The 17,184-nt window shown below is 40.4% G+C and carries 13 protein-coding genes and 1 riboswitch; of the genes, 1 reads left to right on the top strand and 12 read right to left on the bottom strand.

The annotated features are described in order from the left end of the window. Positions 1 to 33: 33 nt before the first annotated feature. From QSE00_RS17595 to QSE00_RS17540, 12 genes are all read right to left on the bottom strand, one after another. Positions 34 to 1,281, bottom strand: a complete 1,248-nt coding sequence (locus QSE00_RS17595; protein ID WP_110357514.1) for a sulfate adenylyltransferase subunit 1 — start codon at positions 1,279 to 1,281, stop codon at positions 34 to 36. Between the two features lie 76 nt (positions 1,282 to 1,357). Then, positions 1,358 to 2,257, bottom strand: a complete 900-nt coding sequence (gene cysD / locus QSE00_RS17590) for a sulfate adenylyltransferase subunit CysD (protein ID WP_110357515.1) — start codon at positions 2,255 to 2,257, stop codon at positions 1,358 to 1,360. A gap of 122 nt (positions 2,258 to 2,379) precedes the next feature. Further along, a complete protein-coding gene (locus QSE00_RS17585) occupies positions 2,380 to 3,003 on the bottom strand; it encodes a phosphoadenosine phosphosulfate reductase domain-containing protein (protein ID WP_110357471.1) in 624 nt (207 codons plus the stop codon). A gap of 37 nt (positions 3,004 to 3,040) precedes the next feature. Next, complete coding sequence (locus QSE00_RS17580; RefSeq protein WP_110357472.1) at positions 3,041 to 3,310, bottom strand: DUF2061 domain-containing protein; 270 nt, start codon at positions 3,308 to 3,310, stop codon at positions 3,041 to 3,043. Between the two features lie 219 nt (positions 3,311 to 3,529). Next, the gene (locus QSE00_RS17575; RefSeq protein WP_110357473.1) at positions 3,530 to 3,940 is read right to left on the bottom strand and encodes an RrF2 family transcriptional regulator; all 411 of its coding nucleotides are present in this window, start codon (positions 3,938 to 3,940) and stop codon (positions 3,530 to 3,532) included. A gap of 94 nt (positions 3,941 to 4,034) precedes the next feature. Next, positions 4,035 to 5,204: a trans-sulfuration enzyme family protein gene (locus QSE00_RS17570; RefSeq protein WP_286106933.1), complete on the bottom strand. Its 1,170-nt coding sequence runs from the start codon at positions 5,202 to 5,204 to the stop codon at positions 4,035 to 4,037. Between the two features lie 337 nt (positions 5,205 to 5,541). Further along, a complete protein-coding gene (locus tag QSE00_RS17565) occupies positions 5,542 to 5,865 on the bottom strand; it encodes a GIY-YIG nuclease family protein (RefSeq protein ID WP_110357475.1) in 324 nt (107 codons plus the stop codon). A gap of 131 nt (positions 5,866 to 5,996) precedes the next feature. Next, the gene (thrA, locus tag QSE00_RS17560; protein WP_110357476.1) at positions 5,997 to 9,383 is read right to left on the bottom strand and encodes a bifunctional aspartate kinase/homoserine dehydrogenase I; all 3,387 of its coding nucleotides are present in this window, start codon (positions 9,381 to 9,383) and stop codon (positions 5,997 to 5,999) included. Between the two features lie 137 nt (positions 9,384 to 9,520). Beyond that, on the bottom strand, positions 9,521 to 10,813 hold the full coding sequence (locus QSE00_RS17555; RefSeq protein ID WP_110357516.1) for an O-acetylhomoserine aminocarboxypropyltransferase/cysteine synthase family protein: 1,293 nt from the start codon (positions 10,811 to 10,813) through the stop codon (positions 9,521 to 9,523). Positions 10,814 to 10,936: 123 nt separating this feature from the next. Further along, a riboswitch (SAM riboswitch) is annotated at positions 10,937 to 11,076 on the bottom strand. A 76-nt stretch (positions 11,077 to 11,152) separates the two neighbouring features. Next, positions 11,153 to 12,409 carry a methionine adenosyltransferase gene (metK, locus tag QSE00_RS17550; RefSeq protein WP_286106932.1) on the bottom strand — a complete coding sequence of 419 codons (1,257 nt, stop codon included), beginning with the start codon at positions 12,407 to 12,409 and terminating at the stop codon, positions 11,153 to 11,155. A gap of 244 nt (positions 12,410 to 12,653) precedes the next feature. Continuing rightward, complete coding sequence (locus tag QSE00_RS17545; RefSeq protein ID WP_286106931.1) at positions 12,654 to 15,341, bottom strand: TonB-dependent receptor; 2,688 nt, start codon at positions 15,339 to 15,341, stop codon at positions 12,654 to 12,656. 54 nt (positions 15,342 to 15,395) lie between these two features. Then, a complete protein-coding gene (locus QSE00_RS17540) occupies positions 15,396 to 16,241 on the bottom strand; it encodes a GLPGLI family protein (protein ID WP_286106930.1) in 846 nt (281 codons plus the stop codon). Positions 16,242 to 16,438: 197 nt separating this feature from the next. Between QSE00_RS17540 and QSE00_RS17535 the strand changes: the two genes are divergently transcribed. Beyond that, entirely contained in the window at positions 16,439 to 17,053 is a 615-nt protein-coding gene (locus QSE00_RS17535; protein ID WP_031445163.1) for a deoxynucleoside kinase, read from the top strand. Positions 17,054 to 17,184: the final 131 nt, after the last annotated feature.

The following is a 17,184-nucleotide window of genomic DNA, read 5'->3' as shown; positions in this document are numbered from 1 at the left end:
AACAATTCCACACCCTAAGGTACGGAAGACGGTTTAGTTTATAAACCCAACCCCAGCTGTTGTATTGGATTGATTATCTATTAGGATAAAGGAGCCATTGGTTCTGTGATTCTTGAAGGAATCATAAAAAATTGGCTTGTTCAATCTAAAGGTGACCTGTGCTATATCGTTCATGCCCAAAGAAGTGATAGAGGTATCTATACCAGAGTAATCTGGATTAATCTTATGGTGAATGTTCTCAACTTTTGCCAAAACCTTGTTTACCCCGTGCTGTACTACATATTTGCTTCCCACGGTTAAATTTTGGGAATCCATCCATGAAACCGTAGCTGTAAATTGTTTGTCTATAGTAGGCAAATCCCCTGCCTTGACCAACATATCCCCCCTGCTTACATTAATCTCGTCTTCCAAGGTAATGGTAACGGAAGAGCGTCTTGTTGCCGTTTTATACTTTTTGTCGTAGAAATAAATATCCTTAATCTTGGATTTGGTCATTGATGGCAAGACCACGACTTCGTCACCAACACTCAGCTCCCCTCCGTACACTTTACCGGCAAATCCCCTAAAATCGTGGAATTCCTCCGTTTTGGGACGTATCACATATTGCACTGGAAATCTTGGGGTACCTACATTATAGATATCCTTTCTGTCCAATCCTTCAAAATGCTCCAATAAGGTCTGCCCTTTGTACCAAGTCATTTTCTCCGACCTGTTTACCACGTTATCCCCCTTAAGTGCACTAACCGGAATAAAGGTTATTTTCTGGTCCTGATAATCCCGTTTGCTCATCAATTTCTCAAAATCGGCCTTGATCTCGTTATATCTTTCTTCCGAATAATCAACCAAGTCCATTTTATTAATGGCTACAATAACATCTTTGATCCTCAATAAATTATTGATAAAAAAGTGTCTATTGGTCTGCTCTATCACTCCTTTTCTTGCATCGATCAAAATAATAGCTGCTTGGGAGGTAGAAGCACCTGTAACCATGTTACGTGTATATTCCACATGTCCAGGAGTATCCGCTATAATATAACTCTTGTTGGGCGTAGAGAAGTAGATATGCGCTACATCTATAGTAATTCCTTGTTCCCTTTCCGCCACCAAACCATCGGTAGCCAAAGAGAAATCCAGATAATCATATCCTTTTTGCTTGCTGGTCTTTTCAATGGCCTCCAACTTATCGTCGGTAAGGGATTTGGTATCATACAGCAATCTCCCTATCAAGGTACTTTTACCGTCATCTACACTTCCTGCTGTTGCTATTTTTAGTACTTCCATTTCTATTGTGTTTTGTATTTGGCATGAGATTCCGTTGACAATTTTCACAAGTGCCAACCCACTTCAAATGCCGACTTTAAAAGTATCCTTGTTGTTTTCTTTTCTCCATGGCGGCTTCGGAGCGCTTATCATCTATTCTAGCTCCCCTTTCCGAAATCTTGGACTCCCTAATTTCGCCAACTACCTTTTCAATGGTATCTGCGTGTGACAATACCGCCGAAGTACAACTCATATCCCCAACAGTTCTAAAACGAACCATACGCTCTTCCACCTTTTCATCTTCAGAGCGAAAAACCACATCATCTTCGGCCGACCATATAAATCCGTCCCTAAGGAATATCTTTCTCTTATGGGCAAAATAAATGGACGGTATTTCTATTTCCTCTTTTTGGATATAGCTCCAAACATCCAATTCTGTCCAGTTACTTATTGGAAATACCCGTACGTTCTGTCCCAACTCTATCTGCCCGTTCAACATATCGAACAACTCTGGACGTTGGTTTTTCTCGTCCCACTGACCAAAATCGTCACGTACCGAAAAGATACGTTCTTTGGCGCGTGCCTTTTCTTCATCCCTCCTGGCTCCACCGATACAGGCATCAAATTTAAATTCCTCAATGGCATCCAACAAGGTAGTGGTCTGTAACATATTCCTGCTGGAGTATTTCCCAGTTTCCTCTACCACTTTTCCCTGATCTATGGAATCCTGAACCTTACGAACAATTAATTCCACCCCCAATTCCTTGACCAACTTATCCCTAAAAGCTATAGTTTCCGGGAAATTATGCCCCGTATCTATATGCATTAACGGGAAAGGTATCTTAGCCGGAAAAAAGGCCTTTTGTGCCAATCTCACCAAGGTAATGGAATCTTTACCTCCCGAAAAAAGCAACACCGGCTTTTCAAACTGCGCCGCAACTTCCCTTAAAATATAAATTGCTTCGTTCTCCAAAGCATTATTGTTCAATACTTCCAATTCATTAGATCCGCTCACGTCTACTACTGTTTCCAATTCTGATTCTACAATGCTCACAATAATTCTGTATTTAATTGGCCTTCCTGTATTGGAAGCAATCGCCAATTGTTAATATTCCTTTCTTAGGTATGCAGTCCACATTCCCGGTTTTCCAATACCTTGGTGGGGTCAAAATATTTATGCTCATTGGGCAAATTCCTGTCCTTTAGGTAAGCATCCAATTGACTATCATTATAATGATAAAATGGACTCACCTTTAAAACCCCGTCCTTGCTTAAACTTAATATATCCAGCGAATCCCTTAGAGCGGTCTGGCCCTGTCTAAGATTCGTAAACCACACATCGGGTTTATGCTCTTCCATAGCCCTTCTAAACGGCTCCAATTTTACCTGCTCCGTAAAAAGTTGATGCCTGGGATCATCTATACCGGGGATCCCCATTATAGCATCCCTGTGCGAAGAGGTTTGCTTGGGTACATACAGCTTTATATTTAAATGCAATCTTGCAATTAGCTCTTCGGCATGTTTGTATGTATTGGGCGTATTGTAACCAGTATCGCACCAAATCACAGGTATATAAGGGGAAACATCCGTTACGGCATGCAAAATGGCCACCTCATATGGACGGAAATTGGTAGTTACCAATGGTTTCTCGGCAGACTGTATTGCCCAGGAAATTATCTCCTCTGGCGGAATCCCCTTAAATTGTTGATTTAACTTATGTATCTGTTGCTCTGTGTATGCCATGATCCTCAATGCTTTAATTTCCTTGAATATTTCCGTTCTACTTCCCCCAACTTATCTTGTTCCAGATTCTTTCATGAAAGAAGTACAACAACATCTTGGTAAACAACTCCACAACTCCAATTGAAAAGGCAACTGACAATGTACCGGTAACGATCCAAGAAATAAGAATGGTGTCCAGAGTTCCAATAATTCTCCAACTAATAGATTTGGCAATACTCCTTTTAGGATTTTCGGAGGACTTATCCGCCTTATAACTTTTGGTTACAGTATTTGAATTATTATTTGAAATTAATTGTTCGGCAATCATATGACAAAAAACTTAAATTTATTACCCTATCGATTTAATAGAGTAAGCAAAAATAGAAATATTTTGCAAAACACAATAAAAAAATATAGTTAAAATTCAACTTACCCTATAAATTTAGTAGATTAACAAAATTTCCCTTGATTTTTAACGATAATGAACGCCCCTGACCAGAATACGGCAAAAACCACCGAACAAACCTGAAAATACTGTTTATGGCACCTAAGGTACCAGGTCGGCAAGTGTATTGTTCCTAAAGACTTCCAGAGTACTATCCCTGACCTGTAGCATTAATTTATGTACGGAACAGCTGGCCTCATCCGGACAGTCCTCACATTTTTCGTAGAAGTTTAAACTTACGCAGGGCACCATCGCTATTGGGCCCTCCAATACCCTCATCACAGTAGTCATTGGAATATCTTTGGGTTCCTTAATTAGGTAATACCCTCCACCTTTTCCTTTTTTGGAACCAAGAAGTCCCGTTTTTCTCAAAGTGAGAAGAATACTCTCCAGAAATTTTTGGGAAATGTTTTCATGTTTGGCTATTTCAGATATCTGAACAGGGGTACGCCCCTTTTGAGCCGCCAAGAAGGTTAGTGCCTTTAATCCGTATTTTGTCTTTTTGGAAAGCATGCAGCGAAGATAAGGAAAATTAACATTCGCTATAAGGCTTGTCCCATTTTTACAAAAACGGGCCAAGCGCTATTTTAAACTTAGTGCGATCCTCCTACCCCAGTGCTTGTTCAATATCCGCTATTATATCATCTATATGCTCCAAGCCTACCGACACCCGAACCATACCATCGGTAATACCCGATGCCAATCTTTCTTCAATGGACAACTTACTGTGTGTGGTTGATGCCGGGTGTGTGACTATACTTCTTGAATCCCCTAAATTAGCGGACAAGGACAACATTTTTATACCGTTGAAGAATTTCTGTCCGGCTTCAACACCACCTTTTACTTCAAATGCCACTACACAGCCCCCTGCCCTCATCTGTTTCTTGGCCACTTCATATTTAGGATGCGATTTTAAAAAGGGATATTTTACCCAATTGACCTTGGGGTGGCCTTCTAGGAATTCGGCCAATTTCAGGGCGTTGTCACAATGTTTATCCACCCGTAACGCCAAAGTTTCCAAGCTTTTGGACAGTACCCATGCATTAAAAGGCGATAGGGACGGACCCGAAATTCTGGAAAAACGATACACCCTATCTATCAAGGCCTTGCTTCCCACAGTAATACCGGCCAACACCCTGCCCTGTCCGTCCATTAGTTTGGTTCCAGAATGGATGACCAAATCGGCGCCGAATTTAATAGGTTGCTGTAAATAGGGCGAAGCAAAGCAATTATCTATAATATAAATCAAATTGTGCTTTTTGGCAAAATGGCCCAATTCTTCCAAATCCAAAACATCCACTCCGGGATTGGTAGGAGTTTCTGCATAGATGATTTTGGTCTTAGGAGTCACCAATGCCTCCAATGTATCCAGTTCATCAATTTTAAAATAACTGGTGGAAACATTCCATTTAGGAAATATCTGCGTAAACAAACTATGGGTAGATCCAAATATACTTCTAGCAGAAATAATATGGTCTCCACTTTCCAACAGGGCCGCAAAGGTAGAAAACACGGCTGCCATACCGGAGGCAAAGGCAAAACCATCCTCGGCACCTTCCATCTTACAAACCTTTTCAACAAACTCCGAGGAATTGGGATTGCTATACCTGGAATAAATATTGCGTTCCTTTTCTTCTGCAAAGGAAGCGCGCATGTCCTCTGCATCCTCAAAAATAAAACTCGAAGTTAAATACATAGGAGTGGAATGCTCCAAAAACTGGGTACGTTCTGTTTGGGTGCGTATCGCTTCCGTTTCAAATTTAAAATTCTTTTTCATTATTTCTAATCTATCTAATTCTTTTGGCCTCCATTACAATGGAAGCTTTAGTTACATTTTTTGTCTCCTGTTCAAGGGAAAGTGTATTGATGTTCCGGCCCACGGACATTTCCCATTGGGATTACCCCAGTGGCTTTTCGGAGCCGAAGACACATTCAAATTCTTCCCCTCTCAACCCTAACCGATTTCGACTACGCTCAATCTCCGAATATCAACGGTGGCTGGATTCAACCGATGCCATGTCCAAACATCCTTCTTCTCAACTATGCCCGATTTCGACTACGCTCAATCTCCAATCTTTTCCCGGTGGCTGAGCGGAGCCGAAGCCACGAACCAATTACTTATTATACTTCTCTTCAACATAATATTTATAATGGGATTCATTTTTACATTCAGCAAGACCATTTAATTTTGCTAAATCCCCATTAATCAATGCCTCCTTTTTATTACGGCTCCAACCTTGTATTTGCTTTTCGCGATAAAATGCTTTATCAATCCTATCATATTCCTCTATGTACAACAACTTAATTGGAAGCCTCTTCTTTGTGTGGTTAGACCCCTTGCCATCAGCGTGTTCCTTTAACCTCTTGTCTAAATCCACTGTACTACCACAATAATAACTTCCATCTGAACATTCCAATATATACAGGAAACCTTTCACACTTTAAATAAAATTAAAACCATTTTATCTCAAATACCCATAATCTCGATTTCGACTACGCTCAATCTCCGAATATCAACGGTGGCTGAGCCTGCCTGTCGGCAGACAGGCGGAGCCGAAGCCACAGAAGTTTAACCTTTTTCAGCAATCCTCAAAATATCCCCAAAAACCCCTCTGGCCGTCACAGCCGCACCTGCGCCTGCTCCTTGTATTACCAAGGGATGCTGTCCATAAGACTCCGTATAAATCTCAATAATGGAATCGGACCCCTTTATTTGCCCTAGTGCACTTTCCTTGGGAACAGAGATCAATTTTACTTCCAATTTCCCCTTTTCCTTGTTCAAGTCTCCTGAAAGGTCGCCCACATAGCGTAACACGTATCCTGGTTTTTGCGCCTTCTTTATCTTGCTAAACTTTTCATCCAAAACATCCAGTTGTTCCAAAAAGCTTTTTACATCAACATCTTGCAAGGACTCTGGGATTAGATTTTCAATTTGAATATCCGAAAACTCATTGCTCAGATCCAGCTCCCTGGCCAAAATGAGTAATTTCCTACCCACATCGTTCCCCGAAAGATCTTCGCGCGGATCCGGCTCGGTATACCCCAAATCCATTGCTTCTTTTAAAATTTCCCGGAATGATGCGTCCTTTTCAGAAAAAGTGTTGAAAATATAACTTAGGGACCCCGAGAACACCCCTTTTATTCTTGTTATATTCTCTCCTGAAAGATGTAACAACTTAATGGTATCTATCAACGGAAGTCCCGCCCCAACATTGGTTTCATATAAGTACTGTTTTTGATGTTTGGCAAGCTCCTCCCTGAGCAACTGATAATAATCGAAACCCAAGGTATTGGCAATCTTATTGGACGAAACCAAATCAAAACCGTTATCCACAAAATCAAAATACGAGGCCACAAAATCCTCATTGGCAGTATTGTCCACAGCAATGAGGTTCTCCAAATGATTATCCTTGGCGTATTTAAAGATATCGTTTAATTTATAAGGTATTGCCTTGGTTTCCATGGCACTTTTCCAGTTTTTGGAAATACCATTTTTACTCAATAACACCTTTTTGGAATTGGCTACCGCAAAAACATTGATATTAATACCTTTTCTTTTTTCAATGGTCTTATTGGATTTAAGAATTTGATCAATGAGGGTACCCCCCACGTTTCCATGGCCAAAAATGGCCAAATTTACTTTTTTACTGATTCCAAATATCTGACCATGTACTACATTCAGTGCCTTGTGCAAATCTGATTTTTTAACCACCAAACTCACATTTTTTCCCGAAACAGTATTGTTGAACAACAGGGGAACCACCTGGTTTTTGATGAGCGCATTAAATGGTTTATGAAACGTACTAAGGTCCTGTCCCACTATGGAAATTACAGATACCTGATCTATTACCGTAATATTGTTAATATCCTGTAATTTGAAATCGGTTTGAAATTCCTCTTCCAAGGAAGTTTTGGCCAAATTGGCATTTTTAGCGTCTACCACCAGACCAATCCCTCTTTCAGAAGACCCCTGGGAAATAATACTTACACTTATATTATTATTGCCCATTGTCCTAAAAATACGGGCATCCACCCCCACCTTACCCAATAGACCACGACCTTCCAAATTGATCAAGGCCATATTTTCAATAACGGACAAGGATTTGATACCTTCCTTACTGGTCTTGGCACTGATCAATGTACCCTCGTTATCGTTGTTGAAAGTATTTAGGATCCGTAATGGAATATTCTTTTCTATTAATGGAATAATTGTCTTGGCATGTAGGATATTGGTTCCAAAATTTGCCAGCTCATTGGCTTCGCTATAGGATAGTTCCGAGATTCTTTTGGCCTCGGTGACCAAATCCGGATTGGCCGTAAATATACCATCTACGTGGGTGTAATTCTGCAACTCCTCGGCATTGAGATAATTGGCCAATAAGGCGGCAGAATAATTACTCCCGTTTCTACCCAAGGTGGTTGTTTCGTTTAGTTCATTGGAGGCAATGAACCCGGTAGTTACCACTACAGCATCCAGATCCAATTTCCCAAACTCACTTTTTACATTTTCCTTGGACAAGGCCTCCAATACCTTTGCGTCGCCAAAATTTGAATCTGTTTTAATAAGCTGTCTCGAATCTATGAATTTGGCATTGACGCCCTTGCCAATAAGCAATTTGGCTACCAATTTTGCCGAAAGCAATTCTCCATAAGCTAAAACCTGATCCTTTATTTTAGGACTATAATCGCCCAATAAAGCCACCCCTTCGAACAATTTTACCAATCCCCTAAATTCCTCGGAAAGATTAACATTGCCATAGGTATGCTTTTGATATTTTTCAAATTCTTCAAAATCCGTTACATAATCCAACCCCTTGGCAGCCTTGTCCAACATAGCTTCCAATTGGTCCGTAGCCTTGTTCCTGGCTGAAACCACTACTGCTATATTTTCACCATCCTTAACCTTTGTCGTTATTATTTGAAGTACAGTATCCAACCCTACTCCATTGGCCAATGACTTGCCGCCAAATTTTAGAACTTTTACTTTTTTAGATCTTCCATTTCGCTCAAAAACTCCTTTTAGCAACTCTTCCATTTGATTGAATTCTATCAGGAAGGCATCGTGACCGTGTAAGGAATGTATTTCCCCATAGGTTACATTGCTGTTTGCCTGGGCCAATTTTTTAAAGGTATCCTTATTTTCCTGGGCCGTAAAAAAAAGGTCGGAATCTACGCCAACGATGTGAATGTTGGTATCGCTATTTTGAAGATTAATAAATGCCTCTTCCCCATTTCTATTGATATCAATAGTCTTCAGCAGCTGGTTCATTAATTTGTAGGCCGACAGCTGAAAGCGCTCCTGTAATTTTTTACCATGGTGCGTTAACCAGCTCTCCACATTAAAGACTTTCAGCTCCTCATTGGTACTTCTTTTAAACCGCTCCTTAAAGGATTCCGGCGTCCTATAGCAGAGCATGGCATGCATACGCGCATCGTGCACGGGCTGCTTTGAGTTGATAAGGAACTGTTCCTGTATCTGGCAATTGGCAATAAGCCAATCCGTAGACTTCCAATCCGACGCTACCGGAATAAGATGTTCCGTTAAGTGCGGATCCAGTGCCGCCATCTCCCACGCTATACCCCCTCCTAATGAACCCCCTATCAGGGCATACAACTTACTTATTTTCAAGGCTTCCAATCCCAGAAGGAAAATCTTGGCAATGTCCTTGGCCACAAAATCCTTATAATTATCTATTACAAACCCATCATACCCATTTCCGGGTATATTAAAGCACAGAATGGTGTACTTTTTGGTGTCTATGCATTTGCCTTCACCGATCAATGTTGTCCACCAGCCATGTTCGCCAGCCACATCGGAATTACCTGTAAGGGCATGGTTCACCATAATAATGGGTGCGGAATGCAATGGTTGGCCAAATATCTCGTAGGACAGATTAATGTCCAGGGTTTTGCCGCTATAGGTAACGTATTTATTTATTGAAAGATGATGTAACATAAGTTTTATAATTATTCCAGGAAGAACATGGTCGTTGCGTACAAAGTTATATGGGAGTGCCTTTATTTACTAGCTGCTATTTTCTGCACTCCCACATTACTTTATCAATGAATATTTATGTGGAAATTTTATGGAATTTACGCTAAAACAGATTTGTCTATGGTTGAAAATGCCTGTACCAAATCCGCCTTTATATCTTCGATATCCTCCAGCCCCACGCATAGACGTATTAAATCCTTGGTTACCCCGGTAGTATGTTGGGCTTCATCGTCCAATTGTTGGTGCGTTGTGCTAGCTGGGTGAATGATCAATGACTTGGTATCTCCAATATTTGCCAATAATGAAAATAGCTTGGTTTCATCAACTACCTTTTTAGCCGATTCGTATCCTCCCTTAACCCCGAAGGTCACTATCCCGCTTTGTCCGTTGGGGAGGTATTTTTTGGCCAAGGTATAATAAGGACTGGACGGAAGTCCTGGATAGTTTACCCATGCCACTTCCTTTCTACCTTCCAACCATTTGGCCAATTCCAAAGCATTTTCACTGTGTTTTTTGATACGTAGTTCCAAGGTTTCCAAACCTTGAATAATTTGAAAGGCATTAAAGGGGCTCAAGGCAGCACCAAGGTCCCTTAAGCCTTCAATTCTCACCTTGGCTATAAAGGCAGCGGCACCCAGAACATCGTGATAAACCAAACCATGGTATCCGGGAGATGGCTCAGTAAACTCAGGGAATTTACCACTGCTCCAATCGAAAGTACCGGCATCCACTATAGCACCCCCCATGGAAGTACCATTGCCATTTATATATTTGGTAAGGGAATGGATTACTATGTTAGCTCCGTGTTCAATTGGTTTTACCAAAGCACTTGTAGCAACAGTATTATCCACTATAAAAGGTATTTTAGCCTTTTTGGCTACTTCGGATATTGCTTTCAAGTCCAATACGTCCAATTTTGGATTCCCTAAGGATTCCACAAAAATGGCCCTGGTATTTTCCTGAACGGCATTGGCAAAATTCTCCTCGTCGCCCGGCTCAACAAAGGTGGTGGTTATACCCAACCTAGGCAAAGTCACCGACAACAGATTATAGGTACCTCCATAAAGACTACTCGAAGCCACTATATGATCCCCCGCTCTAAGCAGGACCAACAAAGCTGTAGAAATGGCTGCCGTACCGGAAGCTGTAACCACACTGGCAATACCACCTTCCAAAGCCGCCAAACGCTGCTCTAAAATGTCATTGGTAGGGTTGTTAAGCCTAGTGTAAATAAATCCAGGTTCCGATAAATTAAAAAGATTGGCCGCATGGTCGGTATTATTAAATACGTAGGCCGTATTCTGATAAATAGGTACAGCCCTGGTTCCTGCTGTCAATTTTGTGTCATGTCCGGCATGCAGAGCATTTGTTGAAAATTTTTGAGTACTCATGATTTCTTGTTTTTTTATATTATTAAAATAGATAAAATAAAAAGCCAAAACAAATAATGCCGACAATGCAATATTATAAAATCAAAAAGTTAAGAAGAAAGTCAGCTACAGAAGTAACCGTTAGTGTTATCTGCCATGGATACTTTAAATCAAAAAAAAAAATGATCCAGTATTTAGGTAGAATTTAGCACCTTCTTTAATAAATGATCAAAGGGTTGCTAAGGCTTCAAAGGGTCTATTCCCTCCACCTTTCTTGATAACAATTCAATAAGTGTTTGAACTTTTAGGTTTGCAAATATAGGTATGGAAAATTCTTTTTTCCTAATCTTTTCAAAAAAATTATAAATTGAAGGCTTGTTTCACCAAATCAACAGCATCCAATTTCTCCCAAGTGAATAATTCCACTTCCTTTTCCACACGTCCGTTATAAGGCGATTCAAAAACCTTGGTCATTTTTTTAGGTTCCTTGCCCATATGTCCGTAGGCCGCCGTTTCCAAATAAATCGGGTTTCTGAGTTTTAACCTATCCTCTATGGCAAAAGGACGCATATCGAACAATTGGGCTACTTTCTTAGCAATCTCCCCATCGCTCAATGCCACCTTGGCCGTGCCATAGGTATCAACAAAAATTGAAGTGGGCTCCACTACCCCAATAGCGTAACTAACCTGTACCAATATTTCATCGGCAACCCCGGCAGCAACGAGATTTTTGGCAGCATGCCTTGCGGCATAAGCTGCACTGCGATCTACTTTACTAGGGTCTTTTCCGCTAAACGCGCCACCACCATGGGCACCTTTGCCGCCATAAGTATCCACAATAATCTTTCTTCCGGTTAATCCTGTATCCCCATGGGGCCCACCTATGACAAATTTTCCGGTTGGGTTTATATGATACTTTATAGTATCATTAAAAAGCTTTTGTATTGCCATTGGCAATTGTTCCTTTACCCTTGGGATTAGAATGGAGATAATATCCTTCTTAATTTTCGCCAACATTAAATCATCATCCCCATCAAACTCATCATGCTGGGTAGAAACAACAACAGTATCTATACGTTGGGGTACATTATCATCGGAATATTCTATAGTCACCTGTGCCTTGGCATCTGGCCTTAAATAGGTAATAGCATCCCCACTCCTTCTCAAATCGGCCAAAACCTGCAATATTTTATGGGAAATATCCAAGGCCAAGGGCATATAATTTTCTGTTTCCTTAGTGGCATAACCGAACATCATACCTTGGTCTCCCGCCCCTTGGTCTTCCTTTGCACCACGGTCCACTCCTTGGTTGATCTCTTTGGACTGCTCATGGATCAAAGAAATTACACCACAAGAATCCCCACTAAACTTGTAATCCCCATTGGTATACCCAATTTTATTGATAACATCCCTTGCTATTTGTTGTACATCCAGGTAGGTATGACTCTTGACTTCCCCGGCCAATACCACTTGACCAGTGGTGACCAACGTTTCACAAGCCACCTTACTTTCCGAGTCAAAGGCCAAAAAATGGTCCAATAGCGCATCGCTGATCTGATCTGCTATTTTATCTGGATGCCCTTCACTAACCGATTCCGAAGTAAATAAATATGCCATAAATCCTTTCTATATAAAAATTAATAAGGATTTGACCAAGTACACTAGAGAAGAGTGGGTGTTACAGTTCCAAGGGAACAAAACAACTTAAACTGCTTTAGCATTTTGTTATGCCGAAACTAATCCAGCACATGAGGTTGCAATCAGTCAAATCCTTCCTCGATATTTTTCGCGTACAAAAGTACAAGAATTCTTGACGTAACTAAAAATGTTTAACAACAATTTTTGGATTGACCCTAAAAATCTATAAATCGTATTTTACGGTAAACAAGATATACCGGGGTTGAATGAAATAAGAGGAGGTCGTAAAATACAATTCGTTGGTGCTATCCCTATTCAGGGTTTCCGTTCCAAGTAGGTTGGTTCCCTTTATCCCAAATTCCCATGGACTGTCCTTTTGCTGGTAACTGAGGTTACCTTCCAAAAAACTATAGGTATTGTCTATCGTATTTTCTTTGTCCATGTACTTATAGTAGTCGTAATCCATGGTAAAAATGAAGCTTTTCAGAAAGGTGGCATCAAACTTTGCATAGGGCCGATCTGTATAAAAGGTAGTGGCCCTACCCCCGTTATCATAATTATTTACCGTATATCTATACCCTACTTCCAGGTTGGGCAAATTTCTAAAATTAGTAGCTAATGAAGAATTATAACTCTGGGTAAAGGATTCCGATCTTCTTGGCTGAAGGTCAATAATATTATTGGTGGCAGACCAAGAAACATTTGCCCCCACGGAGGCCTTAATTTTCCCAAAAGTGCGCTGGTACCTGCCATTGGCACTTAAGGATTCGTCTTCCAAATTTGAGTTTATGGTAGTACCTATCCTGTTAATGCCGATTATTTCCGAAGAACTTTTAAGCGCATCTATTCGCTTTGTGTAGGCAATATTTCCAAAAATATTAGTGAAATTGAACATATTAAAACTGAAGAAATTCAATGATAGGTTATGGTTCAAAGCACTTTCCAAATCCCTGTTCCCCGAATAAACGGAGTTGTAGTTGTTGAGCACATAGGCCTCTGCAAAACTATTGACATCCGTGAAAGATCTTGACACCCTGTAGTTAAACCTAATGTTTTCCGATTTTTTAAGTTGTGCATTAATATACAGGTCCGGCAACAAGGCGGTTAGATTATCCTCAACGGTAGTTCCCAGTTGATCATTTTTTGTGCCGTATTGATGCAAGGTTAGACCGGGGTTAAAGGTAAAAATCCCGGCTATTACCTTATAATGAAACCCTAAATACAAATCCGAAATAGTATAGGTTACATCGTTGTTAAATTCGCTGTCCACAAAATTCAGTGGCGCCCCTCCATCCAATATTTGAAAAATTCCTGAATTGAAATTCTGATGACTCTGTGTAGTACCCAGAGTAAAATTCAAATTACTCTTTTGGCCGGTAACCCAATAGTAATCCAACTTCGCATCCACTTTATTGGTAATTGTATTCTTACCTTGATTGAGGTTGTAGATACTCTGATTTTCATCTGCCGGAAAAATATCGGTAAAGGCAAAATTGTCCCTTATGGCATTGTAAAATGGATCTTCATCCTGATAAATATGTTGTGCCTCAAAAGCAAAAATATTTTTTGAGTTTAAAGTAGTATAATAAATATTGGCATTTTGATTTACGGAAATGGGCTTTTGCTTTTTCATTTCCGTAATTTCATCGGTTATGGTGGAAACAGAAATAACATTCTCCATCTCATTATCATTGGACTGTTTCAAAAGAATGTCATAATCAAATTGAAACCTTTCATTAGGCTTGTACATGGAACTGAACTTCGCCAAGCCCAAATGGGCGGTTTGATCGGTTGAAGTAGTGGCATCCTCTGTTTCATTGGAGGAGATATACACCCTTCTTGTTTGGTTTTCCATGAGGGTTCCGGTATAGGAATAAAGACCAAAGCCGCTCAAGTCCCAATTTTCTTTAGGGGAATAACTAAAATTCACAGCGGCAAACTTGGTATCTATATTTTTTGCCCTATTGTTCTGCAGACTGGAAAGCCCCAATCCATCCCCGCCAATATTTATGGAACTTCCACTGGAACTGCCCAGATTTCTAAATCCACCGGTAAAACTCTGGTAATCCCTTCTATTAAAAGGAGCTTCCCCAATATTATTAAGATCGGTTATAATATTTATGCTATAATCCGGACTGTAGTAAAACAGTTTTGGATGTGCCAAATAACTATCATTGGTACCAAGGCCTGCTGTTATTTCCCCGAACCAAAACCTCTTCTTCCCTTCCTTCAGCTTAATATTAAGCGCAACATTGTCCGTATCATTGGTTAGTCCCTTCATTTGGGTTACCTCATTAAAATTCCTCAAAACCTCTATTTTATCCAAGGCATTGGCCGGAATATTTTCTGCCGCCAACTTGGAGTCCCCGTCAAAGAAGTCCTTGCCCTCCACCATTACTTTGGTCACTTGTTTGCCCTCTACCTCTATTTGCCCATCATCATTTATTTCTACCCCAGGTAAATTGGCCAGCACATCCTTAAGCTTCTTTTCCGTACCCGTAACAAAAGAATCCGTATTATAAACTATGGTATCTCCCTTCACCGAAACCGGCATCTCATAGGTTACCTCAACCTCGTCCAATTGATTGGCTTGCTCGTATAGTACAATGTCTTTCTCAACATCGGTCGTAGGTGCCGTAAAAGAAAACTCTTCCGTCTTAAAACCCAAATAACTTACGCGAACGTTAAAATTTGCACCGGATTTTAAATTTAGTTTATAGAGTCCACTGTGGTTTGTAATGCCATAGGATTCCAACGCCTTGGTTTCTGTATTTATGGCAATGACATTTGCCATATCGATTCCCACTCCCGTGGAATCCTTAACTGTTCCCGTTAGGGTAATTTCTTGCCCAAAAGCTGAAGTAAAAGCAAAAATAGCCAGCAGTACGGAATAAACATTCTTATTGTACATCTATAAAAAAATTAAAATACCTAAATTATTTAATGTAACTAAAAGCAGTTGAAACTATGGCCTGCCACCCCCACCACCTCTATTGCCTCCACCTCCACGACGACGAAAATTCTCCCTCATTTCGGCCATCTTATCTTTGGAAATTTTATCATATTCCTCCTGTGTAACCGTCTTGCCCTTATTTGGAGCCTTTATCTCTTTCTTCTCTGTAGGATTGAGCACCAATTTTGTACACAGTACAACCGTAATATCATCGCTGACCTCCAAGATAAGGCCCGGAAGCCCCCAATACTCGCCTGGACCTTGATTTACCGGAACATCCGGAGTATACCACGCTGTTACCTCTATATCCTTTTCTATATATTCCTCCTCCTTATTTTCATCATTGCCTCCTCCCCTGCGAAAAATTGCCCGCATATTGGGCCTCTTAATGGTTTTGGTTGCAGTAGCCTTAAAGGCGGTATAATTACCAATCTGCTTTGATTCCCCTCCAAGTTTCCATTCCAATTTGGGCAATTGATCATCCACCAAAAAAATCTTCCCCAAAAGTTCGTTCTTCACCAGATACCTACCTTCTTTCACATCTTTGTAATAATCGCCCCCTGCTCCGGCCATCATTCCAAATCGTCTACCGCCCCTATCATTTCCGGGCTGCTCCAACCTTTCCTCCTCCTTATAGATCGATGTGGTCTTATCAAAGGTTAAAATATAGGTCCGTTCATTGGCTTCCTTCATCCTTTGCATTATTTCCTTCTTTCTATCCTCTGGTATTTGCCTTCCGCCAAAATCCATATTTACACTAGTCTTGCTAAAATAAGTAGCCTCACCCTGAAAATCCTGGGCATAAATTCCGAATTGGGACGCCAATAGCATCAAAGAGAAAAAATAGAAACCTTTCATTATTTTACATTTTATATCAAGTTTAAGACTACAACAATTTGATTTGGTTTAATCCGAAATCAATAAAAATTACAATTATCCTTTCCCATAAGTTTTTTATCGGATATTCTTCCAAAGATTTTAACATACCCCCGATATCTTGTATATTGTACCTCTTTATTACAAGTGCAAAAAACACTAACCATAATTACAAACCTATGCATATCGCCGTTGCAGGAAATATTGGGGCTGGCAAAACAACCTTGACAAGATTATTATCCAAACACTACCAGTGGGAGGCCCAATTTGAAGATGTGGTTGACAATCCCTATTTGGACGACTTTTACAATCAAATGGAAAGATGGAGCTTTAATCTCCAGATATACTTCTTAAACAATAGGTACAGACAAATTTTACAGATCAGGAAAGGTGGCAAAGACACTATTCAGGACCGGACCATTTATGAGGATGCCCACATTTTTGCCCCAAACCTCCATGCCATGGGCTTAATGACCAATAGGGATTTTAGCAATTACACCAGTCTATTTGAATTAATGGAGACCTTGGTTCAACCGCCGGACTTGTTAATTTACCTAAGAAGTTCCATCCCAAATTTGGTGAACCAAATCCACAAGCGGGGACGGGAATATGAAAACAGCATTTCCATTGATTATTTAAGCCGATTGAACGAACGTTACGAGGCATGGGCACAAAGCTATGAAAAAGGCAATCTCTTGGTTATTGATGTAGACAAATTGAATTTTGTAGACGAACCGGAAGATTTGGGATTGGTCATCAATAAAATCGACGCCGAGATCAATGGCCTTTTTTGAAGCACAGACCTAGGCACTTTCAGGAGTTAGCTTAATTTTGTAGAACACATAGAATATTAACTGCCCTTAGATTTTATTTAGGGTCATTTTTTTATGCCCGATCATGATTTTTGGACAGGAGGTATGCTCTT

This window comes from Arenibacter flavimaris (genome assembly GCF_030291335.1).
GTDB lineage: Bacteria > Bacteroidota > Bacteroidia > Flavobacteriales > Flavobacteriaceae > Arenibacter.
Note: the sequence above shows the minus strand (reverse complement) of the source record. Positions and strands in the feature narration are given on the sequence as shown.

Coding starts and splice junctions, on each gene's coding strand:
- QSE00_RS17535 (WP_031445163.1), top strand. CDS start 16,439: ATGCATATCGCCGTTGCAGGAAATATTGGGGCTGGCAAAACAACCTTG.
- QSE00_RS17575 (WP_110357473.1), bottom strand. CDS start 3,940: ATGCTTTCCAAAAAGACAAAATACGGATTAAAGGCACTAACCTTCTTG.
- QSE00_RS17545 (WP_286106931.1), bottom strand. CDS start 15,341: ATGTACAATAAGAATGTTTATTCCGTACTGCTGGCTATTTTTGCTTTT.
- QSE00_RS17585 (WP_110357471.1), bottom strand. CDS start 3,003: ATGGCATACACAGAGCAACAGATACATAAGTTAAATCAACAATTTAAG.
- metK (WP_286106932.1), bottom strand. CDS start 12,409: ATGGCATATTTATTTACTTCGGAATCGGTTAGTGAAGGGCATCCAGAT.
- QSE00_RS17570 (WP_286106933.1), bottom strand. CDS start 5,204: ATGAAAAAGAATTTTAAATTTGAAACGGAAGCGATACGCACCCAAACA.
- thrA (WP_110357476.1), bottom strand. CDS start 9,383: ATGTTACATCATCTTTCAATAAATAAATACGTTACCTATAGCGGCAAA.
- QSE00_RS17555 (WP_110357516.1), bottom strand. CDS start 10,813: ATGAGTACTCAAAAATTTTCAACAAATGCTCTGCATGCCGGACATGAC.
- QSE00_RS17540 (WP_286106930.1), bottom strand. CDS start 16,241: ATGAAAGGTTTCTATTTTTTCTCTTTGATGCTATTGGCGTCCCAATTC.
- QSE00_RS17595 (WP_110357514.1), bottom strand. CDS start 1,281: ATGGAAGTACTAAAAATAGCAACAGCAGGAAGTGTAGATGACGGTAAA.
- QSE00_RS17580 (WP_110357472.1), bottom strand. CDS start 3,310: ATGATTGCCGAACAATTAATTTCAAATAATAATTCAAATACTGTAACC.